At 58.5% G+C, this 22,212-nt stretch carries 19 protein-coding genes; 13 read left to right on the forward strand and 6 right to left on the reverse strand.

Features of this window, described 5'->3' with window-relative positions; genetic code table 11:
* The first annotated feature begins 8 nt into the window (after nucleotides 1–8).
* The 4 genes from MHX53_RS05110 (at nucleotide 9) to MHX53_RS05125 (ending at nucleotide 4,009) form a co-directional block, all read left to right on the forward strand.
* Nucleotides 9–1,091 carry an inositol-3-phosphate synthase gene (locus tag MHX53_RS05110; RefSeq protein ID WP_102237548.1) on the forward strand — a complete coding sequence of 361 codons (1,083 nt, stop codon included), beginning with the start codon at nucleotides 9–11 and terminating at the stop codon, nucleotides 1,089–1,091.
* A gap of 125 nt (nucleotides 1,092–1,216) precedes the next feature.
* Nucleotides 1,217–2,791, forward strand: coding sequence for an AbgT family transporter (locus MHX53_RS05115; protein ID WP_239271471.1), 1,575 nt, complete (start codon nucleotides 1,217–1,219; stop codon nucleotides 2,789–2,791).
* A 119-nt stretch (nucleotides 2,792–2,910) separates the two neighbouring features.
* Complete coding sequence (locus MHX53_RS05120) at nucleotides 2,911–3,702, forward strand: Bax inhibitor-1/YccA family protein (protein ID WP_102237550.1); 792 nt, start codon at nucleotides 2,911–2,913, stop codon at nucleotides 3,700–3,702.
* A 1-nt stretch (nucleotide 3,703) separates the two neighbouring features.
* Entirely contained in the window at nucleotides 3,704–4,009 is a 306-nt protein-coding gene (locus tag MHX53_RS05125; protein ID WP_239271472.1) for a hypothetical protein, read from the forward strand.
* A 14-nt stretch (nucleotides 4,010–4,023) separates the two neighbouring features.
* Here the strand turns inward: MHX53_RS05125 and MHX53_RS05130 are convergent, their stop codons facing one another.
* Nucleotides 4,024–5,685 carry a DUF885 domain-containing protein gene (locus MHX53_RS05130; RefSeq protein WP_102237552.1) on the reverse strand — a complete coding sequence of 554 codons (1,662 nt, stop codon included), beginning with the start codon at nucleotides 5,683–5,685 and terminating at the stop codon, nucleotides 4,024–4,026.
* A 77-nt stretch (nucleotides 5,686–5,762) separates the two neighbouring features.
* Here MHX53_RS05130 and MHX53_RS05135 point away from each other — a divergent pair, with 77 nt between their 5' ends.
* Nucleotides 5,763–6,929 (forward strand): MFS transporter, encoded by a 1,167-nt coding sequence (locus MHX53_RS05135; RefSeq protein ID WP_239271473.1) that lies wholly within the window; start codon nucleotides 5,763–5,765, stop codon nucleotides 6,927–6,929.
* Here MHX53_RS05135 and MHX53_RS05140 read toward each other — a convergent pair whose 3' ends face one another.
* Nucleotides 6,930–7,121 (reverse strand): hypothetical protein, encoded by a 192-nt coding sequence (locus MHX53_RS05140; RefSeq protein WP_102237554.1) that lies wholly within the window; start codon nucleotides 7,119–7,121, stop codon nucleotides 6,930–6,932. It abuts the gene before it with no gap.
* Nucleotides 7,118–8,695 (reverse strand): acyl-CoA carboxylase subunit beta, encoded by a 1,578-nt coding sequence (locus MHX53_RS05145; protein WP_102237555.1) that lies wholly within the window; start codon nucleotides 8,693–8,695, stop codon nucleotides 7,118–7,120. Before MHX53_RS05145 ends, MHX53_RS05140 begins: the two co-directional genes overlap by 4 nt.
* Nucleotides 8,696–8,761: 66 nt before the next feature.
* Here MHX53_RS05145 and MHX53_RS05150 point away from each other — a divergent pair, with 66 nt between their 5' ends.
* From MHX53_RS05150 to MHX53_RS05160, 3 genes are read left to right on the forward strand one after another with little or no spacing between them, the layout of a single operon-like run.
* Entirely contained in the window at nucleotides 8,762–9,547 is a 786-nt protein-coding gene (locus MHX53_RS05150) for a biotin--[acetyl-CoA-carboxylase] ligase (protein ID WP_102237556.1), read from the forward strand.
* Complete coding sequence (locus MHX53_RS05155) at nucleotides 9,544–10,662, forward strand: adenylate/guanylate cyclase domain-containing protein (protein ID WP_102237557.1); 1,119 nt, start codon at nucleotides 9,544–9,546, stop codon at nucleotides 10,660–10,662. Before MHX53_RS05150 ends, MHX53_RS05155 begins: the two co-directional genes overlap by 4 nt.
* Before the next feature lie 50 nt (nucleotides 10,663–10,712).
* Nucleotides 10,713–11,645 (forward strand): hypothetical protein, encoded by a 933-nt coding sequence (locus MHX53_RS05160; RefSeq protein WP_102237558.1) that lies wholly within the window; start codon nucleotides 10,713–10,715, stop codon nucleotides 11,643–11,645.
* Between the two features lie 13 nt (nucleotides 11,646–11,658).
* Here MHX53_RS05160 and MHX53_RS05165 read toward each other — a convergent pair whose 3' ends face one another.
* Together MHX53_RS05165 and MHX53_RS05170 are read right to left on the reverse strand one after the other, a co-directional pair.
* On the reverse strand, nucleotides 11,659–14,184 hold the full coding sequence (locus tag MHX53_RS05165) for a DNA topoisomerase IV subunit A (protein WP_239271597.1): 2,526 nt from the start codon (nucleotides 14,182–14,184) through the stop codon (nucleotides 11,659–11,661).
* A 98-nt stretch (nucleotides 14,185–14,282) separates the two neighbouring features.
* Nucleotides 14,283–16,988, reverse strand: a complete 2,706-nt coding sequence (locus tag MHX53_RS05170) for a GNAT family N-acetyltransferase (RefSeq protein WP_102237560.1) — start codon at nucleotides 16,986–16,988, stop codon at nucleotides 14,283–14,285.
* Between the two features lie 52 nt (nucleotides 16,989–17,040).
* On the opposite strand from MHX53_RS05170, the gene MHX53_RS05175 reads away from it, so the two are divergent.
* Together MHX53_RS05175 and MHX53_RS05180 are read left to right on the forward strand one after the other, a co-directional pair.
* Nucleotides 17,041–17,622 carry a DUF5998 family protein gene (locus MHX53_RS05175; protein ID WP_239271474.1) on the forward strand — a complete coding sequence of 194 codons (582 nt, stop codon included), beginning with the start codon at nucleotides 17,041–17,043 and terminating at the stop codon, nucleotides 17,620–17,622.
* A complete protein-coding gene (locus tag MHX53_RS05180) occupies nucleotides 17,623–18,762 on the forward strand; it encodes a nucleotide pyrophosphatase/phosphodiesterase family protein (RefSeq protein ID WP_239271475.1) in 1,140 nt (379 codons plus the stop codon). It begins immediately after the preceding gene.
* Between the two features lie 19 nt (nucleotides 18,763–18,781).
* On the opposite strand, the gene MHX53_RS05185 is transcribed toward MHX53_RS05180, so the two are convergent.
* Nucleotides 18,782–19,219 (reverse strand): GtrA family protein, encoded by a 438-nt coding sequence (locus MHX53_RS05185; protein ID WP_239271476.1) that lies wholly within the window; start codon nucleotides 19,217–19,219, stop codon nucleotides 18,782–18,784.
* A gap of 140 nt (nucleotides 19,220–19,359) precedes the next feature.
* Here MHX53_RS05185 and MHX53_RS05190 point away from each other — a divergent pair, with 140 nt between their 5' ends.
* From MHX53_RS05190 to MHX53_RS05200, 3 genes are read left to right on the forward strand one after another with little or no spacing between them, the layout of a single operon-like run.
* Nucleotides 19,360–20,523, forward strand: coding sequence for a 5-(carboxyamino)imidazole ribonucleotide synthase (locus tag MHX53_RS05190; protein ID WP_239271477.1), 1,164 nt, complete (start codon nucleotides 19,360–19,362; stop codon nucleotides 20,521–20,523).
* Nucleotides 20,520–21,044 carry a 5-(carboxyamino)imidazole ribonucleotide mutase gene (gene purE, locus MHX53_RS05195; protein WP_239271478.1) on the forward strand — a complete coding sequence of 175 codons (525 nt, stop codon included), beginning with the start codon at nucleotides 20,520–20,522 and terminating at the stop codon, nucleotides 21,042–21,044. The genes MHX53_RS05190 and purE overlap by 4 nt, the downstream gene beginning before the upstream one ends.
* Nucleotides 21,037–22,182 (forward strand): acyl-CoA dehydrogenase family protein, encoded by a 1,146-nt coding sequence (locus MHX53_RS05200; protein ID WP_239271479.1) that lies wholly within the window; start codon nucleotides 21,037–21,039, stop codon nucleotides 22,180–22,182. The genes purE and MHX53_RS05200 overlap by 8 nt, the downstream gene beginning before the upstream one ends.
* Nucleotides 22,183–22,212 lie beyond the last annotated feature (30 nt).

Here is a 22,212-nt window from a genome sequence, read left to right on the forward strand (position 1 = left end):
AGAGCACAGTGGGAAACCCAATTCGCGTAGCCATCGCAGGGCTCGGAAACTGCGCAACCTCCCTCATCCAGGGAGTTGAATACTACCGGGACGCTCAAGCGGACGAACAGATTCCAGGGCTCATGCATGTTCAGTTCGGTGACTACCACGTCAGCGACCTCGAATTCGTCGCCGCCTTTGATGTTGACGCGAAGAAAGTTGGCCTCGACATCGCAGACGCGATCCTGGCCAGCGAAAACAACACCATCAAGATCGCAGACGTACCACCCACCGGTGTGTCTGTGAAGCGTGGGCCCACCCTGGACGGCCTGGGCAAGTACTACCTCGAAACGATCGAAGAGTCTCAAGAGGAGCCGGTCGACGTCGCACAAGTCTTGCGTGACGAAAAGGTCGACGTGCTGGTGTGCTACCTCCCCGTCGGTTCCCAAAATGCGACTGAGTACTACGCACAAGCCTGCATCGACGCCAAGGTCGCCTTTGTCAACGCCCTTCCCGTGTTTATTGCGGGAACCAAGGAATGGGACGACAAGTTCAAAGAAGCTGGCGTTCCCATCGTTGGTGACGACATCAAGAGCCAAATTGGTGCCACCATTACTCACCGTGTCATGGCCAAACTGTTCGAAGACCGTGGAGTCATCCTTGACCGCACGTACCAGCTCAACGTGGGCGGAAACATGGACTTCAAGAACATGCTCGAACGTGAACGTCTGGAATCAAAGAAGATCTCCAAGACTCAAGCGGTCACTTCTAACACCTCGGCGAAATTAGAAAGCCGAGACGTCCACATTGGCCCCAGCGACTATGTGCAGTGGCTGGATGACCGCAAGTGGGCGTTCGTGCGCCTTGAAGGCCGAAACTTTGGCGACGCTCCTGTTTCGCTGGAGTACAAGCTGGAGGTGTGGGACTCGCCTAACTCTGCTGGAGTCATCATTGACGCGGTCCGGGCGGCAAAAATTGGTTTGGACCGAGGTGTCGGCGGGGCTTTGCTGTCTGCCAGCTCGTACTTTATGAAGTCGCCACCCGAACAACAGAGCGACGACCTCGCACGTCAAGCCGTCGAAGACTTCATCGCGGGTAAAACCTCCTACTAGGCCTACCACCTGCAGAAACTCGGAACGCCACCCTGGCGTTCCGAGTTTTTGTTTGTTTGCACACAATCTTAGATTTTCCTGTAAAGTTCTGGTTTACTCTGCGAAAACGCTTAAGGAGGTTCTGCGTGTCAGCCCCTGCCACACAATCTAAGGATGACTTGAACTGGCTCATGCGCCTGCTCATCGTCATCGAAAAGGCCGGTAATAAACTGCCACATCCGTTTTGGCTGTTCTTGTCCCTGGCCGTCATCGTCATGCTCATTTCATGGGTGGCATCAGCAGCAGGTCTGTCTGCAGTCAACCCCGCAAAAGGTGAAACCGTCACCGCAGTCAACCTGACGTCCTCGGAGTCCTTGGGTGCCATCGTCTCCGGTGTCGTCGAAAACTACGTCACCTTCCCAGCCTTGGGGCTGGTTCTGGTTGTTCTTTTTGGTGTGGCAGTAGCGGAACGCTCGGGCCTGATCCCAGCGATCATGCGTGCGGCCTTGATGAACGCCTCACCAAAATGGGTGACCGCAATCGTCGCGCTGGTAGGAACGGCGTCCTCGATTGCTTCAGACGCCGCGTACATGATCGTGATTCCACTGGGTGGTATCGCATTTAAAGCCGTTGGACGTAACCCCATCATTGGGTGTGCTGTAGCCTATGCGGCGACTTCCGGTGGATACTCGGCAGCCCCCATGGTCAACAGCCTCGACGCGATCTTGGGTGGTCTCTCCACCAGTGCGGCAGCGATCATCGACCCCGAATACGTGGTCACACCTGTCGACAACTTCTACTTCAACTTCGTGTCGATGTTCGTGGTTGCTGGGGCAATTGTGCTTGTCACCGAAACCCTGCTGAACAAGCGAGGTGAGGAACTGAAGCCCGACGAGGTAGAGAACGACACCAGCGACACGTCCACCGACGCCGACCTCACGAAAAAACTCACGCCACTGGAAAAGCGCGGCATCTGGAATGCCGTCATCACAACCGTTCTGTGCGGTGTACTGCTATTCCTTCTGGCTCTGCCTCAAGGTTCGTTCCTGCGTGACGAAGAAGGCGCGTTCGGTCCAAAGTCGCCACTCATGGCAGGCATCGCCGCAATCATCGGGTTCGGGTTCTTTGTCGTGGGTATTGTGTACGGAATCGTCACCAAGTCCATCAAACGACCAGCCGACGTGCCTGAGATGATCGTCCAGGGACTCACACCTATGGTTCCCGTGCTCTTGCTGTTCTTTGCCGCGTCACAGTTCTTGGCGCTGTTCAAAATGAGTAAGCTGGGCGAAATTCTGGCCATTAAGGGAGCCGAATTCTTCCAGAATGCCAACACCCCGGCTATCGTGATTCTCCTCGGGGCGTACATCCTGACCGCCATCGGGGCGCTGTTCATCACCTCGGGATCCGGTCTGTGGACGTTGATGGCTCCTGTGCTCGTTCCTATGTTGATGCTCTTGGGAATTGCTCCCGAGGTGACCCAGGCGGCATACCGCATTGGTGACTCCACCACGAACATCGTGTCCCCGATGAGCCCGTACTTCGTCATGATTCTGGGCTTCGTGCAGAGGTACAAGAAGGATGCAGGAATCGGAACGCTTCTGTCGTTGACCATCCCGCTCGCGTTCGCGATGTTCGTTGCATGGGGACTTCTGTTCTTCGGATGGTGGGCAACGGGTATCCCCATGGGTCCTGGCGCTCAGACCACCTACGAGCTTCCCTAGCACGCTGACTTTTCGCTGAGAAAAACCACCGGGCGGAACAAAAACACCCGCCCGGTGGTTTTTTCATACAGATAGGTCGTTCAGTTAGGCTTGGTTATATCAATTACAGGAGGATTTTTATGAGTAACCCTCTCATGGGCCGCTCAGTTCGCCAGGGGATGAACTCCGTTCAGACTCCTTCGGCAGATGAACTGAACTCGATGTACATGGCACCTTCGGCGACCACGGAACACCGTGTTCAGCAAGACCGCATGATGACGTACGACGACGTGTACATGAAGTCGCTACTGTCATTCGGAGTTCTGCTTGCAGGTGCAGCCGTTGGCTGGTTCGTCCCAATGCTCGCGCTTCCCGCTTCCCTCATTGCGCTTGTCTTAGGTCTGGTAAACGGATTTAAGCGCGAACCTTCACCCGTCCTGATCCTCACCTTCGCCGTGTTCGAAGGTGTGTTCGTGGGCGGAATCTCCCAGATTTTCAACTCGCAGTATGCAGGCATCGTCATGCAGGCCGTTCTGGGTACACTGGCCGTGTTCGGACTGATGTTCGTGCTGTTTAAGTTCCGCGTCATTCGCATGTCACCCAAGTTCACCAAGTTCCTCATGCTGGCCGTGGGTGGCTACGCGATCTTCGCACTCATTAACTTTGCCTTCGCAATGTTCTCCGGTGGGAGCATGAACGCTCGCGCAATCGAGATCAACATCGCGGGTATCAACATGCCGCTGGGTGTTCTGATCTCCGGAGTTGCGATCATTCTTGCGGCGCTCACCTTGGTGAGCGACTTCGACATGATCGAAAAGAGCGTTGGCCGTATCCCCGAGAAGTACTCGTGGATGTGTGCGTTCAGCCTCATGACTTCGCTCGTGTGGCTGTACATCGAAATTCTGCGTATTCTTTCGTACTTCCGAGACTGACATGAATACGCACGCGGAAGATCTTCACGAAGAGATCCGCCGTCTGCGAATCCGAATTTCCAGTTTCACAACTGCACAGTTAAACGCTCCCGACGCGAACAATGTTTCGCGCCGGGAGCGTATTCGTATGTGCCTGCAGGACTTGGCCGATGTGCGTTCTACTGGAACCGTTCCGCACCTGAGTGACCGGGTGCTCGCCGACCAAATAGTTGTCCTCTTAACGGACTGCCAGCCCGAATACGGGGCTTCCGACGATCAAACGCGCCAAGCGCTCCACCTGGCCCAAGACCTACGCAGACGGCTGTAGCAGTACACACTGCGTCACAGAGCGCGCATCAGGGTGTCTAGACCAACCGATCCAAGGTTAAGAGCCCGGGTGTGGAAGTCCTTGAGTGAACCACCTGCCGCATCTCGCGCCTGCTCCCACAGTCGCTGGCCCACCTTGTACGACGGTGCCTGTCCCGGCCAGCCCAGATAACGGTCCAACTCAAACGCCAAGAAACTGCGGTCCATTGCGGCGTTGTCGGTGAGGAACGTCCACGCCTTGTCAGCGTCCCACGTGCCACCACCAATCGACTCAGGCGCTTCCTTGCCCAGGTGAACACCGATATCCAAGCACACGCGCGCTGCACGCAAACGCTGCGAGTCCAACATCCCAAAGTAGTACGCAGGTTCTTCCAAGAAGCCCTGTTCGTACATGAACCGTTCGGCGTAGAGCGCCCAGCCTTCTCCGTGACCAGAAACCCAACAGAGGTTGCGTCGCCACGTGTTGAGCGTGTCTCGCAGGTAGGTTGCTTGGGCTACCTGCAAGTGGTGGCCGGGGACACCTTCGTGGTAGACCGTTGTCAGCTCTTGCCACGCCGCGAACGTTTCGACACCTCGGGGGACGGACCACCACATACGGCCGGGGCGGGAGAAGTCGTCGGTGGGACCCGTGTAATAGATGCCACCGGTTCCGTCTTCGAGCACCATGCACTCGATGGTCTTAAGTGGCTCTGCAATGTCAAAGTGAGTATCCGCCAGCATGGTGATGGCGTCGTCAGCCTTTTCCTGCATCCAGGCTTTGAGCGCGTCGAGGCCGTGGATGGTGTACTTGGGGTCGTTGTTCAGCGCTTCGAACGCTTGGGCAAGCGTGGCCCCTGGGTACAGTTTCTCGATGACCTTCTTCTGCTCAGCGTCAATGTGCGCCAACTGGTCCAAGCCCCACTCGTAGGTTTCGTCGAGGTCCACCTGGGCTCCCAAGAACTGACGGGAGAACAGTTCATAGTCCTCGCGTCCGCACGCGTCGTTCTGAACCGCAAGTGGCGCGATTTCGAGCTTGAGGAACTGCGCGATCTGTGCCATCGCGTCCTGTGCGGCCGTTGCAGCCTCCGTGAGTCGCGTGTGTAGAGCGTCGTCGACGGTCCCGCGTGCCTTGTCGATGAACTTGCTGTAGTGGCCATCGCTCTGAGCGAGCTCCTGGGCCTGTTCGATCACGCGCTTAACCTGGCGGATCGCAGGTGCTTTTCCGGAAGCGACCCGAGCCTGTAGGGCGTCGCGGTATCCGGCCAGAGCGGCTGGGACGTTGGCGAGTTTGCCAGCGTTGTGGTCCCAGTCTTCTGCCGTCTGAGTGGGCACCAGGTCGAAGAGGTCGCGGAGGTCTTGAATGGGGGAAGCGATGACGTTGAGGTCCCCGGAGTCAAGTCCGAGTTCGTGAAGCTCGCGTTCGAGCCCCAAGCGTTCACGCATGGCATCAAGTGTGACCGCGTCAACGCTGTCAAGGTTGGCCGAGGTGCTTTCAGCTTTGTCGAGTTCGGCCAGTGTGCGGGCGTTGAGTTCGTCATGCCGCGCAGCGGCAGCGGGTGAGTAGTCGTCGAGTTCGTATGGGTCTCCGTCGACGCCAGACATGATCCGCATGGACGGGGAGTTCTTGTACACCTGTCGTGCGTATTCTTCGGCAACGTTGTCGACTGCAGACGGGGTGCGAGGTGTGTGTATTGTCATGGGTGTATGCTAACAAGCCGGTTCGCCCTTTAGCGTGGACGCGTTGATAACTAAAGATTGTGAGGAGCAGAAGCCATATGAACCGTTTGTGGACGGGTAACTTCATTCTTGCGAGCTGCGTGAACTTCATCGCGGCCATGATGTTCTACCTGCTCATGACGTCGATGGCTTCATACGCAATCCGTGAGTTCGGGGCCGGTCAAGCGGTTGCCGGTTTTGCGAGCAGTTCCTTCATCCTGGGTGCGGTTTTCGCGCGTATGCTCGCCGGAAAATACATGGATTTTGTGGGACGAAAACGTCTTGCGCTAGTGTCCATGATCGCGTTCGTGGCGCTGGGTGCAGCGTATATTCCCGTCGACAACATCGTGGTGCTCATCGTCATTCGTCTGCTCCATGGAGCCACGTTTGGGCTCAACAACACTGTGGTGTCAGCCGCGGTACAGACCATGATTCCAACAGAACGCAGGGCCGAAGGCACCGGGTACTTTGGTATGACTGTGTCCCTGGCGATGGCGCTGGGGCCTTTTGTTTCTGTTCTCATGTCCCAGAAATACGGGATGTTCTGGGTTTTCGTTGTCTGTGTTGTTCTGTCGAGCTTGGGTACGATACTTACCTTGTTCGTACAGATTGACGAGCGCACTCCCACGCCAGAAGAACAACGGCTCAAATGGGATTTCCACGTCACGTCATTCATCGATCAGCGCTCCATCCCGATTGCCAGCATGATGGCACTGTGCGGGGTCGCAATATCGCTGGTGCTGTCGTTTCTAGAAAGCTATTCCCACACGATCGGTGCGTCGGCTGGGGCTAGCTGGTTCTTCGTCGTGATGGCGGCGTGTACGTTCACCTCACGCATGTTTGTGGGGAGGATCCAAGACCGCTTTGGCGACGACGTGGTGATCTACCCGATCTTCGTGTGCATGGCGATCGCGTACATCCTCCTGGCGACCGCCCAAGGCTCGGGAATGGTCATCGCGGCAGCGGTGCCTCTGGGCTTTGGCTTTGGATCCCTCATGCCGTGCGCACAAGCGATCGTGGTGAACCAGTCGCCGGCGGCGCGTTACGGGATCGCGGTAGCGACGTTCTTTATCTTCCTCGACACCGGCACCGGTTTAGGGCCAGTCCTCATCGGTGGTCTGGCGAACATGTGGGGTCCCCGTTCAATGTACTGGGCCGCTGTCGTATTGGTGGCGTGCGCCGCCGTTGTCTATGTCATGACCACCCGGCGACGCACACAACTATAGTTATGCGCGGTTCGCCCACGACCCACGTGGCGAGTGACGAACCCGACGGCGAGGGTCGGCCCACCGGCGTGGTTCTTCTTGGGTGTCGTTGTCGCTGGGCTGCAAAGCCACCAGAGCGGCCAGCGCCGCTTCTTTTGCCAGCGCCAGTTCTTCGGCAGCCGTAAGTGGTGGTCGCGTGGGGTAGCTGGTCATAGCGGAATGTTTCCGTGTTTGCGTTCGGGTCCACGAACGTGCTTGTTTCGCAGGGCTCGCAGGCTCCTGACGATCCGCTCGCGGGTCTCCCGAGGTGCGATGACAGCGTCAATGAACCCCGCCTCGGCGGCCTTGTAAGGGTTGAGAAGCTCATTCTCATAGTCCTCGATGAGCTCAGCGCGCAGGGCTTCGACGTCTTGACCTTCTTCGCCCGCTGCTTTGAGCTTGCGACGGTACACAATGTTGGCGGCACCTTGGGCGCCCATCACCGCGATCTGACCGGTGGGCCACGCCAGGTTGATGTCGGCACCCAACTGCTTGGATCCCATCACGCAGTACGCGCCTCCGTACGCCTTGCGGGTAATGAGCGTGATGAGCGGAACGGTGGCTTCACCGTATGCGTAGATGAGCTTGGCACCACGTCGAATGATGCCGCCCAGTTCCTGGTCGGTTCCCGGTAGGAAGCCTGGAACGTCGACGAACGTGAGGATCGGCAGGTTGAACGCGTCGCACAAGCGGACGAAACGCGCAGCTTTTTCCGAAGCATCGATGTCGAGGGTTCCCGCGAGCTGCATGGGCTGGTTGGCAATGATGCCCACCGAGTGTCCTTCGACGCGGGCAAAAGCCGTCACCACGTTGGGTGCGAAGAGTTCTGAAACTTCGAGAACGTCTTCATCGTCGACGACGGCGCGCACCACGTCGAGGATGTCATACGGGGTCGACGGGGAGTCCGGCATGATTGAGTCGAGCGCGTAGTCGTCTTCCGTGAGCTCCAGATCGGCCGGCTGCGGGTAGTGTGGGGCCGGATCCATGTTGTTCTGTGGAAGGAACGACAGGAGGTCGCGCACGTAGTCCAACGCGTCGGCTTCGTCTTGTGCCAAGTAGTGGGCATTGCCCGAGGTGGTGTTGTGTGTGCGTCCACCGCCCAGTTCTTCGTGCCCGACTTCTTCACCTGTGACTGTCTTAATGACATCCGGGCCGGTGATGTACATGTGGCTGGTGCCGTCGACCATGATCGTGAAGTCGGTGAGGGCCGGTGAGTACACGGCACCTCCCGCCGAGGGCCCCATGATGAGGCTGATCTGAGGGATGACACCGGAGGACTGCACGTTCCAGTGGAAGATTTCGGCGAACAGCGCAATCGAGGCCACGCCTTCTTGAATGCGAGCTCCACCTGAGTCGTTTATCCCGATGATGGGGCACCCGAGTTTGAGCGCGAGTTTCTGTGTTTTAACGATCTTTTTACCGTTGGCTTCAGCTAGAGACCCACCCAGAACAGTGAAGTCGTGGGCGAAGACCGCAACTGTGCGACCAGCGATTGTCCCTAAACCACATACCACTCCGTCGCCGTCGGGACGGTTCTTTTCCATTCCAAACGCGGTGGAGTCGTGCCTGACGAATTCGTCGATTTCTTGGAACGTGCCTTCGTCAAGAAGAGCGTCGATACGTTCGCGGGCGGTTTGCTTCCCTCGCTTGTGTTGATTGGCGACCGACCGTTCGTTACCGGCGTGAGCTACACGCCGCCGTTCGATAAATTCGGCCAATTTCGCCGCAGTGGTTTTTGCTGAACTCATATTCCCAGACTATCTGCAGGTGACCGGCCATTGTGTATGGGCACCAAAACAAAATACAGTTGAGTAGTGTCTTCGCATCATTTTTCTCTTGCATTCGAGCGTGCAGCGCACGCGTCTGGCTTCGAGCCTGCGCACGTGGTGTGGCCCGAATCCGTAGGTTCGACGAATGATGAGCTCGTGTCCGAACTCATGCGCGACCCCCACGCATGGCCAGATTTTTCCATCTACGGCACCGAATTCCAGAGTGCGGGTAAAGGACGCATGGATCGACAGTGGACCGTGCAACCAGGCGAGGCACTCACTTTTTCGACGGTGTATAGAGTCAAACCGTCTGACAATTTGGGGTGGGTTCCGCTTCTCACCGGATGGTCTGTCGCACAAGCCATTCGCGATTTGGGCGTGAACGCAACCGTCAAGTGGCCCAATGACGTTTTGATCGACGGCAAGAAAGTGTGTGGCGTCTTGTGCCGGTACGTGGGCGAAGTCGGTGCGGTGGTGATTGGAACCGGTATCAATGTCCACATGAGTGACGTGCCCGTCGACACCGCGACCTCGATCCATCACTACAACGACGTTGATCGTGCTGAACTCTTGGCCCGGATCATGGTGCATCTGCAGAGCGCCCTGACGCAGGCGTTCGCAGGTGACCAGCCGGCACATACGCAAGCGGTGGCCCAAGCCTGTTCGCTGATTTCGACCGTCGGGCAGCACGTGCGCGTGACTTTGCCAGGTGACACAACCTTAGAAGGCCAAGCAGTTGGGATTTCCCCGTCAGCTGACTTACGTGTTCGCACCGACTCCGGTGTGGTAGACGTGAGTGCTGGGGACGTGATCCATGTGAGGCCTGCATGACTGACTTTTCGGGCCGTTTGGCAAAACCGGATCTGGGAACAGAAGAACCACGTCACGAAGATCTTGAGCCCGAAGCTCAGTTGCGCGCCAACGCTCTGAACCTCGAAGAAGCGCTGATTGGTGGAAAGCGCGTTCTCACACGCAAGGAAGTCGCTCAGCTGGCAGGTGTGTCCACGTTTTCTGCGCGCAAGTTCTGGCGTGCGCTAGGTCTGCCACAAATTCCTGCTGGGAAAGTTGCCTACACAATGCACGACGTGGGCGCGATCTCGGCCGTCGCCAGCTTGGTTGACGAGGAAATTCTCGACGAAGACACCGCAATGGCCCTCGTCCGTGCTGTGGGGCACACTACCGACCGCTTAGTGGTGTGGCAGATGGAATCCTTGGTGGAATTCCTCACCGACACCAGGGGCTATTCTGACCTAGAAGCCCGTTCGGTGGTCATGCCGCTTCTTGAAAAGCTACTCGAGCCGCTCGAAAACCTGTTGGTGTATTCGTGGAAACACAACATGTCCAACGTGCTCAGCCGGCTGAATGTCAATGTGGGTAACGGCCTTGCCATGGAAAACCGCGAAGGCTGGTTCGACTCATCTATGCCGCTGGCGCGTGCGGTGGGATTTGTCGACCTGGTGTCCTACACCCGTTTGTCGCAGCAAATGGAGCCCAAACAGCTCGCCAAACTGGTGAAGAAGTTCCAGGACTTGGCCTACGCGATCGTGGCAACGGGTGGTGGCCGCATCATTAAGACCGTGGGCGATGAGGTCTACTACGCGGCCGAAACTCCCCACGCAGGTGCCGAAATCTCGATGTCCCTGCAAGAACAGATCAGCGTAGACCCCGAACTTCCCGATGCCCGCGTGGGCTTTTCGTGGGGCAAAGTGTTGTCGCGCATGGGTGACATCTTTGGCTCCACCGTCAATCTGGCGTCACGGTTGACCGCGATGACAGAACCGGGAACGGTCATGACCGACTTGGACACCGCCTCGATCATTCAGCGCAGCGACGACTACCTTTTTGCGAACCGTCGCAACGTCACCCTGCAGGGTCTGGGCACGGTCGCAGTTGCCGAAATGACCCGCGGAACAGCGCGTGCGCTCGATCTGGACTTGACTCAGTAAAGCGTTTCGACGTACTCCACACCACTCCCGATTGTGCCAAAATAGTACATATGGGATACGACACCAACTTCCTGCTCCTGGATCCTCGTGCAGTCGAAGTCTGTTCGGCCTATGTGCTGGGCGACGCGTCAGAAATTGACCTACGACCATGGGCCGAATACGCCATGATGATGCGTGTCATCCGCCACCGCGCCAAGGCTTGGGCACTCAAAGCGCCCCGGCAAGGGGCACTGGAATCTACCGTTCACGTCTGGGGGCGACCATTCCTGACCGCAGGCGAGACTGCAGACGAAGTTGCCGCGCGCGTGCAGCAGTGGCTCGGTTCCAGCCCTGCGAACGTCGACGATCTGGCTCGTGAAAACCTGCGGGCTATCTGGCACGACCAGCCCAATGTCGACGCGCTTATTGCACAGTCCGACCCCGGTGATGACTGGTTGCGTCTGACACCAGACGACCTACGTTACGAGGTTTGCGGACAGCTGGACAGGCTCCGTAGTGCTGTGAAGGCTTATGAGTCTGGCCGAGGTAGCGACCCTGCCCCCGATTCCGCTGGCGACCAGTCGAACACCGAACTTCTCGAACGGGCCTGCTTCAACTTCACCGTGAATGTGGTTTCACACAGTCCCGGCTGGATGTCGCGCGGAAACACGATCGCTTCGATTAGCTTTTGGGGCGGTGACCGGTTTCCGCTGGCGGCCAAGCTTGAATCGCGCTTGCCCGGGCTCACTGTCCAGGCCGAGAACTGGACCCCCGGAAACTATTGCGTGGGAATGACCGTGGGACCCAAGGACTTGGACATGCTACCCCAAGAAGTCACCGACGAATACGTTCGCGTGTTCGCGGATCAGCTACGCGGTGACGAAGAGTATGCGCGAAAAGAGTTGACGAAGATGGTCGAGTCGGTGGTCACTGCACGCACGCTCAAGTGGGGCTGGTGCGAAGCCAGTGAGGTCTACTCGGGGGCCGAAGGGCGAATGAACTGACCCAGCAGGCGCTTTAGAACAGCGACCCGTCGTCGTCTTCGCGTTCGCGCCCAATGTGGGCAGTGGGGTCATCCCCTAAGTTTGGACCGCCGGTTGCCATGCCGGTGTTGGTCGCCGAGGTCGCAGCAGCTTCCTGACTTCGGTCTGGTGGCTCTGTGGTTTCCTGCGATGAGGTGGCCAGGGGAACGGTTCCAACCGCGTCGATCTTGGAGTCGAGTGGCTGTCCCGATGCGTCGCGCTTGGACAGTTCGGCTGGCAACTGTCGCGCTCCACCCGTTGCGGCTGAAGCCTGTGGCGATGGGCCGGCGAACCCCAGAACCAATTCTGTTTCGTCTTTGAGGAACCGGTGTGCGCGCACACCGCCGGTTCCACGGCCCTTGTGGGGGAATTCGTTGAAGTCAGAAACTTTGATGGACTGTGTGGGTTTGCCGTCGAAGTTCACGCCTGTAGCAATAGTCACAACCTGGTTGGGCTGGTGCGAGTCGACCGCGTAGAACCCGATCACGTGTGCGTCATTCGCAACCCTGATACCAGCAACCCCGGACGCTGCGTAGCCTTGAGCGCGTACGCCTTCGAGATCGAACGTGAGGAGCTGTGCGTTCGACGTGATGAACACTGCGGAGTGCGTGTCGAGATCTGCAGGTTGGGCAAGTCCCACGATTTCATCTTTGGGCTTGAGATTGATGAGAGTGGCCCCGTCCTTGAACTGGTCGTTGCCATTGATGCGTTTAATGACACCCTGTTTGGTTCCCACAACGCATTCCCGTTCAGGGTCAATGAGCCCCATGATCTTTTCACCCTTTTCAAGGGTGAAATACTCGCTCACCCGAACACCACCGGCAACGGTGGGGCGGGCAGCTTGCGGTGGAAGCTGGGGGAGTGACACAACGTCGACACCCACCACGCGCCCCGTGTTGGTCACGGCGGCGATCGTCGACCGCGAGGTGGTGGCTATTTGGCTCACAAGAGCATCGTGCGATGCGCGTCGGCCCTGAGCAGACAAGGGGTCCTGACCAGTGGTGCGGGCTAACCGCTGCGAAGTCGAGAACAACACCCAGCACGGTTCGTCGGCAACAGTGAGCTTTGTGCCCTTCTTGGCTGCACGAAGCTCTTTGAGATTTCCTTCGACCAGGATTGTGCGACGCGGAGAGTCAATCCGGTCGCTGGTCTCTTGGAGTTCGTCAGATACCAGGGCGCGGAGTTTGTCGTCGTGGTCGAGGATGTCCTGCAGGTATTCGATGCGGGACTTGAGCTCATCGCGTTCAGCCTCGAGTTCGATGCGCGAGAACTTGGTGAGTCGGCGCAACTGGAGGTCCAGAATGTACGTGGCCTGGATTTCACTCAAGTCGAACACGTCCATCAAGCGTGTACGTGCTTGCGTAGCGTCATCTGAGGAACGAATGAGCTGAACAACCTCGTCAATATCGAGGATTGCAATCAGAAGACCTTCGACTAAGTGCAAGCGGTCTTTTGCCTTCCCCAGTTGGAAGGCCGTGCGCCGTCGGGTGACAGACAGGCGGTGGTCCACAAACACCTCGAGAAGAGGCTTGAGACCAAGCGTGCGCGGTTGTCCTTCTACCAGACACACGTTGTTGATTCCAAAGGAATCTTCCATAGGAGTGAGCCGGTACAGTTCTTCCAGAACGGCTTCAGGGTTGAACCCATTCTTAATCCCAATGACCAGTCGCAGACCGTGCTTGCGGTCGGAGTAGTCATCGATCGACGCGATTCCGGTCAGACGTTTGGCCTGTACTTGGTCTTTGACCTTCTCAATGACCTTTTCCGGGCCCACCAGGTACGGAAGCTCCGTGACCACGATGCCTTTGCGCCTGGCTGAAATGTTTTCGAACTTCACCGTGGCGCGGGTCCGGAAGGTTCCGCGCCCGGTTTCGTATGCCTCACGGATCGAATCGAGACCAATAATGCGACCACCTGTGGGCAGGTCGGGGCCTGGCACATACCGCATGAGTTCACTGACCGTGGCCTGCGGGTTCTCGATGAGGTGACGGGCTGCCGCAATGACTTCGCCCGGATTGTGCGGTGCCATGTTCGTGGCCATTCCCACCGCAATTCCGCTGGCCCCGTTGACCAGAAGGTTGGGGAAAGCGCTGGGAAGAACTTCCGGTTGCGTCAGCGAGTTGTCGTAGTTGGGGACAAAGTCGACGACGTCTTCATCCAGTCCGGCGATCATGGTGAGCGCTGCGTCGTCGAGGCGCGCCTCCGTGTACCTGGGCGCAGCCGGACCGTCGTCCAAGGTTCCAAAGTTACCGTGACCGTCAACGAGCGGGACACGCATCACGAAGTCTTGGCTCAGTCGAACTAGCGCGTCGTAAATGGCCACATCGGAGTGGGGGTGGAGCTTACCCATCACGTCACCCACGATGCGGGATGACTTCACGTGTGGGCGGTCGGGGCGCAAGCCCATGTCACCCATTTGGTAGATGATGCGTCGCTGAACGGGCTTAAGTCCGTCGCGAGCATCGGGGAGAGCCCGTGAGTAGATCACCGAGTACGCGTATTCGAGGAACGAAGATTCCATTTCCTGCGAAACATCGACATCTAAGATGTGATCAGCCACACGTGCTCCTTTATTAGACTCCCCTCATGGTATAGGCCAGGAGCCCAAAAACCGTGGATTTAGTGGGCACTCATGCGTCGTCGTGGGGAATCGATCCGGTCTGATTCGCGGGTGAGCTCGATGCGAACCGACAAAATGTCTTGCTCACCTTCAGTGACCGAAATGGGCCTAAACTCCACCAGGCGAATCGCAGGGAACTCGTCGATCAGGGCCGCCACCCGCAGGATTGTTTCTTCAAGGGGTGCCACGTTCATGACGGGCCCACCTCGGTAACCAAACAGGCGTGGCGAGGACCCCAGCGAGCGCACCATCGACTTAGCGTCCACGTCGGTGAGTGGGGCCACGCGGTGTTGCACGTCGTCGAGCAACTCCGAGGAATCTCCCGCCAACCCGAACGACACCATGGGTCCCAGCAGTGGGTCTTCACCACCTCGGACTACGCAGGCCACCCCGGGGGCTGCCATGGTCTGGACGTCGATACGAGTGTCTGCGTCATCGTCCAGCCGGGCAGCAATGACCTCGCGCACCGAGTTCCAGTAGACATCCATTTCTTCGTCATTGGAAATGTCCAGGCGCACGCCACCCAAGTCCAAGCGGTGACGCAAGCGCGAGTCCACGGCCTTGAGCGCTACCGGGTAGCCGATTTCGCGTGCAATGTCCTTGGCCTCCTCCACCGTGGACGACGGGTGGTAGGGGAGCACCTGAATGCTGCACGCCTGGAGAAGTTCCTGGGTTTCGTCACGTGATAGGCGTACCGTCGCCGAGGTGGTGCTGTCGTCTGCGTCGTGCTCAGAGTCGCGCTGGAGAACCTTTTCGATGAGGGTGCGCACGGCGCGTTTGTCGAAGCCTTCGAGTTCGGGGTAGTTCCCGTGGTCGGAACGTTTCCACTGGGCGTACTCGGTGACGCGGGCCAACGCCCACACGGCATCTTCGGGACCCATGTAACTAGGTACGGTGTGAATTTCTCGCGTGCCTTCAGCGCTACGCGTGTACGCCGTGAGTTCTTCTTGCGCACCTGTGAGACCAAGGAAACAGGCCACCGTGGTTTTACCCGAAACCGCGGCTTGTTCTGCCAGGATCTGGGTGATTTCGCGTTCGTGACCGCGCGCCGACGGGGCAAACGTCACGATCACCGATTGCACGGCCGGATTCTGGTACATCTTGGCCAAGTGCTCTTCAAACTCGTCCGTGGTCACTTCCGGGTGCAATGAAACCGGGGGAGTGTCGATTCGCAGGCCTTCCGCGCGAGCTCGCTGCACAATCAGCGTGGAAAGTGCTGCAGAGTTACCAATCACGCCCACGCGGGCGCCGTTGGGCAACGGCTGGGTTGCAAAAACCTGCGCGACGTCGAACATCTGGTGGATCGAATCAGCACGGATTACACCGGCCTGCGTGAGTACTTGATCAAGCGCAGAACCCGACAAGCTGGACACACGCACTTGGTGGCCAGGGGGCAGTTCGCGTCCCGTGAGGTCGCTCTTGATGACGATGACGGGTTTTTGCCGGGCGACGCGACGGGCAATACGTGCGAATTTCCGTGGGTTACCAATCGACTCCAGGTACAGTCCAACAATCTGGGTGGCTTCGTCTTCTTCCCAAAACTGCAGTAGGTCATTGCCAGACAAGTCGGCGCGGTTACCAGCAGAAACGAATGTGGAGATTCCCAAACCGCGACTCTTCGCCGCCGCGAGAAGCCCCGTGCCCAGCGCTCCGGACTGACTGAAAAGTCCCAAAGGTCCAGGTTCAGGGAAGAACGGTGACAAAGAGGCGTTGAGGGCGACATCGGCGCTGGTGTTTGCGATTCCAAACGAGTTGGGCCCCACTACGCGCATTCCGTGTGAACGCGCAGTCGCAACAACCTCACGTTGCAGCTCCTGACCTTCCGGGCCGGTTTCCGCGAACCCGGAGGAGACGACGACAACCGCGCGGACACCTCGGGTAGCTGCGTCCCTCACCACGTCAATGACCGCAGGTGCGGGGACGGCGATGATCGCCAAGTCGATCGACCCTTCGATCTCATCGAGCGACTTCACTGTGGGCATTCCGGCGACCACGGGGGCGTGCGGGTGGACAATGTGCAACGCCCCTTTGAACCCGGCTGAGGCCAGGTTGCGCAAAAGGAGGTTACCGGCCGAGGTGCGCTTGCGTGACGCTCCAATGACGGCAACCGAGGCGGGGTTGAGGACAGAACGGACCGACAGGGCCTCCGCGCGGTGTTCACGAGCTTCGAGTACCTGCTTTGAACGTTCCGTGGGGTCGATCTCGAAGCGCACTGCAACGACCCCGTCGTCGAATTCGCGTGAGACCTCGTAGCCGGCGGCCGCGAAAACCTGCAACATGGAGCGGTTCTGGGGGAGCACCTCGGCGGTAAACACACTCAAACCACGCTCCCGGGCCACGGCAGTGAGGTGTTCAAGAAGAATCGACCCGATACCCCGACCGTGGTGGGCGTCAGAAATGTTGAACGCCACCTCGGCGGACGTTTCATCTAAACGGTCGTACCGGCCCACTCCAATGATCTCTTCGCCCGCGATCATCACCAGCGCGACGCGGTCGTTATAGTCCACATTGACGAACCGCTCCAGGTCCCGCTGGGGAATCGTGGGCATGGGGGCAAAGAAACGCAGGTAGATCGACTCCGGCGACTGCTTGGAGTGCATGAGCTGAATACCGTCGGCGTCGCTAGGAACAATCGGGCGGACGTGCGCCGTCGCACCGTCACGCAAGACAACATCGGCTTCCCAGTTCTTCGGGTAGGTAACCATGTCTCAAGCATAGTCTTTTCCGCAAACGATGGGTGACTGGCACAATGGTTGCATGTCTGTTTCCGGTGCGCTTCTTCGTGACTTGCAAGACGCGGGGTACTACCCTCACCTCGCTGCGAACATCATTGGTGATGTTCTTTTCGACGAACCCGTGGTTGAACACTGCGTACACATGGAAACGCACATGGACTTCGAGTCGATCCACCGGCACGTGACCGCGTTCGTGCTCACGGAAACCCGGCTGATCCTGGTTCACGTCGACGACGAACCCGCCGGTTCGCCCCAATCCATGCGGGGCGTGGCGAGTGTCGAAGACATTCCGTTCGACAGGATCCGCACAGTGATTCTCAGCCGGATCTATGAGAACCCCGCCCACTTCAAACCAGGTGACAAACCCGTGGAAGTGGGAGTCAGCCTAGGATGGGAATCGGTGCGCAGGCTCGAGGTGTTCCCCGAGTCGTGTGCCGACCCACAGTGCGATGCCGACCACGGCTACGGCGGAACCTCGGTTCCCGAAGATGTGAACCTGCGGGTTTCCGCGCAAGCCGAAGGACAAGCCGCTGTCGACCAGGCAGAACGTTTCGCACTGACGTTGAAGAAACTCGTCTACCGCGCTCGACGGGACGCCTCATAAATGCAGCCACCGGATTATGCGGACGCAGGGCTCCTGTCCGATATTGTGCCCGCGGCCACCGTCACTTTGGGTGCTGGCCAGATCCTGGAAGACCGCCAGCGCGAGCGCGCCCAGAAAGTGGGCCTGGACCTCGAAGCCCGGGTGGTTGTTGTGGCTCTCATCGACGGGATGGGGCTCGAACTCCTCAAAGCCTCGTGGGCATATGCGCCGTTCTTGCGGTCAGTGCGGGATTCCGTCAGCGAATTTTCCGCCGGCTTCCCGTCCACAACAGCCAACTCCTTGTCGTCATTGGGCACCGGGTTGTTGCCGGGAGCGCACGGGGTCATGGGGTACAAGCTGAAAGACCCGGACACCGGCGACGTGTTCAACCAACTTTCGTGGAACACCACCCGCGACCCGCACACGTGGGTCCCGGACACCACGCTGTTTGAACGTCTGTACTCCAACGGGGTAGACGTGGTCAGCCTGGGTGAACCTAAATTTGTAGGCCGAGGTCTCAACGCGGCTTCTCTGCGAGGAGGCACCTTCCGTGGTTCGCACCAGTTTGACCAACGAGTCAAACACGCGGTGGAAGAAGCGAAAAAACCAGGCCGTCGACTCATCTACTTCTACTGGGGAGCGCTGGACAAAACCGGGCATGGCAAAGGCACAGACTCCCATTCGTGGACAGATGAACTTGAAGCAGTCGACGCAGGGTTAGCCCGCTTGGCCAACAACCTTCCCGGCGACGCGCAACTGCTCATTACCGCCGATCACGGCATGGTCAATGTCGACTACGACGCTCGGATTGACCTGGCTGACCACCCGGACGTGTGTGAACTGGTCAGTGCTGTGGGCGGGGAGCCGCGCGCAACCCACCTGTACACCCCGCACCCACAGGAGACCGCCTCGGCGATCAACGAAATTGGGGCCGGACGCGTCCATGCGATGGTCCGCAAGCAGGCGGTGGCAGACGGGTGGTTCGGGCCGGTACGCACTCAAAACCTTGGCCGGATTGGTGACGTCGTGGCCATTAGCGAAGCCGGAACGGCGATCGTGGACTCGCGCAACGACAGCCCGTCAGCATTGAGGCTGAGGGGACACCACGGTGGCATCACGGCCGAAGAACTGGCGATCCCACTCATCGTGCTTCGCCGGTAACGCTGTCGTTTGCCGGTAACTAGACGTCCAGGCGTTGTCGCTTAGGTGCGGGTTTGAACACGAAGAAGCGGTACATAAAGTAGCGGAACACATTCCCCAGCAACACGCCCACCACGTTGCCGGAAATGTTGTCAGCCAGCGCTGAACGGAACCCCAGAAGATAGTGCGACACCCACAAGCACGCCAAAGCAATCAGCAGGCCAGCCCCGTTCACGGAAAAGAAATAAACGGCCTCTTTAGTCTTGGACTTACTCCGGCCATCCGTGAACGTCCAGTACCTTGAACCCAGCCACGACACCGTCGTCGCCATGATCACGGAAATGATCTTGGCCCACACCGGGCCTAAATGGAAGACCTCCAAACGCAAAAGATTGAACACTAAGAAGTCCACGATGAACGCAACGGTGCCCACTGCCGAAAACTTGGCGACCCGCAACGTTTCACGGCGAAACTTCATGTACATCCCTTGCAACTGGAAAAACGTCCACGCTGATTCTAGTGCGTACATGTGGAAAGCTCTGACAATTTCACACAAGATACGTGAGTAGACCGGCGGGCCACCGCGAGATCATGCCACGCGATAGCTAGAGTGAGAACGTGACTTTTCCACGAGTAGGTGTAATCGGAGCTGGACAGCTTGCGCGCATGATGGCGCCGGCAGCCGAAGCTCTTGGTGTTCATTTTCACGTTCTAGCCGAATCCGCCGACGGTCCCGCGACCCACGTGTCCTCACACGTCACAGTGGGTGACTACACGGACTACGCGACGCTCAAACAGTTCGCCAGCACGGTGGATGTCATCACGTTTGACCACGAACACGTTCCCAATGAGCACTTGGTACGTCTCATTGACGAAGGACTCAACGTCCACCCCGGTCCACACGCCCTGAAGTACGCGCAGAACAAGCTGAAAATGCGGGCCAAAATCGACGAGCTGGGGCTCCCGAACCCGCGCTGGGCGCAGATTGAAACTGTGGACGACCTCGGCGTGTTTGTGCGGGAGCACGGGGAAGCCGTTCTGAAAACCCCCACAGGTGGGTACGACGGGCACGGCGTGGCATTTGTCCGCTCTGAATCAGACCTCGATACCGTTTCCGACTGGTTTGGCTCAGGGCCCCTGTTAGCGGAACAACTGATCGACTTCACGCGTGAACTGGCAGTGATGGTGGGGCGCTCGCCTTCCGGGCAGACCGCCGTGTGGCCGGTTGTCGCAACCCGGCAAAAGGACGGGATTTGTTACGAGGCGGTCGCGCCCGCACCTGGCCTGGACGCAGAACTGTCCCGGACTATCACGCAGGATGTTTTGACGCTGGCGCACGCGCTCGACGTCACCGGTGTCATGGCCCTTGAAATGTTCCAGACCGAAGACGGTTACCTGGTCAACGAGCTGGCCATGCGCCCGCACAACACCGGGCACTGGACACAAGACGGTTCGGTGACCAGCCAGTTTGAACAGCATCTGCGCGCAGTCTTGGATTTGCCACTCGGGGACCCTGCCCCACTTGCGCCGTACACCGCTATGGGAAATGTTCTGGGTGCTGACCGCGACGACCTGTACCACGCGTACCTTCACGTGCTTGCCCACGATCCGCGCGCAAAAGTCCACATGTACGGTAAGTCGGTGCGCCCAGGGCGCAAGCTGGGGCACGTGAATGTGACAGGGGAGGACCCCGAGGACGTTGCCCGTCGCGCTCTCCACGCCGCCGAATTCATTGCCGGGGTCGACGACAACCCTTGGCCCAATCGAACGGAGAAAGCATGACTGTAGGAATCGTGATGGGGTCCGATTCGGACTGGCCTGTCATGTCAGCTGCCGCTGATGTGCTCAGTGAGTTGGGAATCGATTTCACCGCCGAGGTCGTGTCAGCTCACCGTATGCCCCACGACATGATCGAGTGGGGGAGTAGCGCGGCTGAACGTGGACTCCGGGTCATCATCGCCGGCGCCGGAGGAGCTGCTCACCTGCCGGGAATGATTGCGTCCGTGACAAGCCTGCCCGTTATTGGTGTTCCAGTCCCGCTGAAATACCTCGACGGTATGGATTCGCTTCTATCGATCGTGCAAATGCCAGGGGGAGTGCCCGTGGCAACTGTGTCGATTGGTGGAGCGAAGAACGCCGGGTTGCTCGCTGCCCGTATTCTTGCCTCAGGTGCAGATGACGAAGCGAACGCACTGCGCGCTCGTCTCGACACATATCGTAAAGATCTGTACACCCAGGCGCGCGACAAAGGGCGGGCGCTCACTCAGAAGCTTGAAGGTACACAGAAGGAGCCTCATGTTTGATCTGTACAAGCTCAGCGAAGAACACGAAGAGATTCGTGCAGCAGTACGCGATGTTGTCGAAAACAAGATCGCGCCATTTGCAGCCGAAGTTGACGCCGACTCACGCTACCCACAAGAAGCTCACGATGCGTTGGTCGCAACCGATTTCTACGCTCCACACGTGGGCGAAGAATACGGAGGTGTGGGAGCAGACGCACTGGCCACCGCGATTGTGATCGAAGAAGTCGCCCGCGGTTGTATGTCGTCCTCGCTCATCCCGGCGGTGAACAAGCTGGGTTCAATGCCGGTCATCATTGGCGGTGGCGAAGAAGTCAAGCAGGCATACCTTCCGCGTTTGGCACGCGGCGAAGGCTTTAGCTACGGCCTGTCTGAACGTGAAGCTGGATCCGACACCGCTGGAATGAAGACGCGCGCAGTGCGCGACGGTGACGGTTGGGTGCTAAACGGTGTAAAAACGTGGATCACCAACGCAGGTGTCAGCGAGTTTTACACGGTCATGGCCGTGACTGACCCTGAAGGCAAGCGCGGAAACAACATCACGGCATTCGTGGTGGATAAAGGCGACGAAGGCTTCAGCTTTGGCGAGAAGGAACGCAAGCTGGGCATCAAAGGTTCGCCTACGCGTGAACTGTTCTTCGAAGACTGCTGGATCCCGGATAGCCGCCGGGTTGGCGAAGAAGGACAGGGTCTGAAGATTGCGCTGAAGACTTTGGACCACACGCGCGTGACCATCGCCGCACAGGCTGTGGGAGTTGCACAGGGTGCGCTCGACTACGCAATCGACTATGTCAAGGAACGCAAGCAGTTCGGTAAGCGCATTGCTGATTTCCAAGCGATCCAGTTCATGGTCGCCGATATGGCAACCAAGCTCGAAGCGGCACGCCAGCTCACCTACGCCGCGGCAGCAAAGTCTGAACGAAACGATGACGACCTGAGCTTTTTCGGCGCTGCCGCAAAGGCGTACGCTTCCGACGTCGCTATGGAAATCACCACGGATGCCGTTCAGCTTTTGGGTGGTGCCGGGTACGTGGTTGACCACCCAGTTGAGCGCATGATGCGTGACGCTAAGATTACCCAGATCTACGAAGGCACCAACCAGGTTCAGCGCTTGGTGATGGGCCGCAAACTGCTGGGCTAATCAAGCCTTAACTGGAAAGAAAGGACGCTT

Origin of the sequence: Brevibacterium sp. ACRRH, assembly GCF_022346365.1 — a bacterium.
Classification (GTDB): Bacteria; Actinomycetota; Actinomycetes; order Actinomycetales; family Brevibacteriaceae; genus Brevibacterium; species Brevibacterium paucivorans.

Excerpts from the sequence above, each read along its gene's own strand:
- MHX53_RS05120 (WP_102237550.1), top strand. The coding sequence starts at position 2,911 with ATGAGTAACCCTCTCATGGGCCGCTCAGTTCGCCAGGGGATGAACTCC.
- MHX53_RS05125 (WP_239271472.1), top strand. The coding sequence starts at position 3,704 with ATGAATACGCACGCGGAAGATCTTCACGAAGAGATCCGCCGTCTGCGA.
- MHX53_RS05130 (WP_102237552.1), bottom strand. The coding sequence starts at position 5,685 with ATGACAATACACACACCTCGCACCCCGTCTGCAGTCGACAACGTTGCC.
- MHX53_RS05135 (WP_239271473.1), top strand. The coding sequence starts at position 5,763 with ATGAACCGTTTGTGGACGGGTAACTTCATTCTTGCGAGCTGCGTGAAC.
- MHX53_RS05140 (WP_102237554.1), bottom strand. The coding sequence starts at position 7,121 with ATGACCAGCTACCCCACGCGACCACCACTTACGGCTGCCGAAGAACTG.
- MHX53_RS05145 (WP_102237555.1), bottom strand. The coding sequence starts at position 8,695 with ATGAGTTCAGCAAAAACCACTGCGGCGAAATTGGCCGAATTTATCGAA.
- MHX53_RS05155 (WP_102237557.1), top strand. The coding sequence starts at position 9,544 with ATGACTGACTTTTCGGGCCGTTTGGCAAAACCGGATCTGGGAACAGAA.
- MHX53_RS05160 (WP_102237558.1), top strand. The coding sequence starts at position 10,713 with ATGGGATACGACACCAACTTCCTGCTCCTGGATCCTCGTGCAGTCGAA.
- MHX53_RS05165 (WP_239271597.1), bottom strand. The coding sequence starts at position 14,184 with ATGGAATCTTCGTTCCTCGAATACGCGTACTCGGTGATCTACTCACGG.
- MHX53_RS05170 (WP_102237560.1), bottom strand. The coding sequence starts at position 16,988 with ATGGTTACCTACCCGAAGAACTGGGAAGCCGATGTTGTCTTGCGTGAC.
- MHX53_RS05175 (WP_239271474.1), top strand. The coding sequence starts at position 17,041 with ATGTCTGTTTCCGGTGCGCTTCTTCGTGACTTGCAAGACGCGGGGTAC.
- MHX53_RS05180 (WP_239271475.1), top strand. The coding sequence starts at position 17,623 with ATGCAGCCACCGGATTATGCGGACGCAGGGCTCCTGTCCGATATTGTG.
- MHX53_RS05185 (WP_239271476.1), bottom strand. The coding sequence starts at position 19,219 with ATGAAGTTTCGCCGTGAAACGTTGCGGGTCGCCAAGTTTTCGGCAGTG.
- purE (WP_239271478.1), top strand. The coding sequence starts at position 20,520 with ATGACTGTAGGAATCGTGATGGGGTCCGATTCGGACTGGCCTGTCATG.
- MHX53_RS05200 (WP_239271479.1), top strand. The coding sequence starts at position 21,037 with ATGTTTGATCTGTACAAGCTCAGCGAAGAACACGAAGAGATTCGTGCA.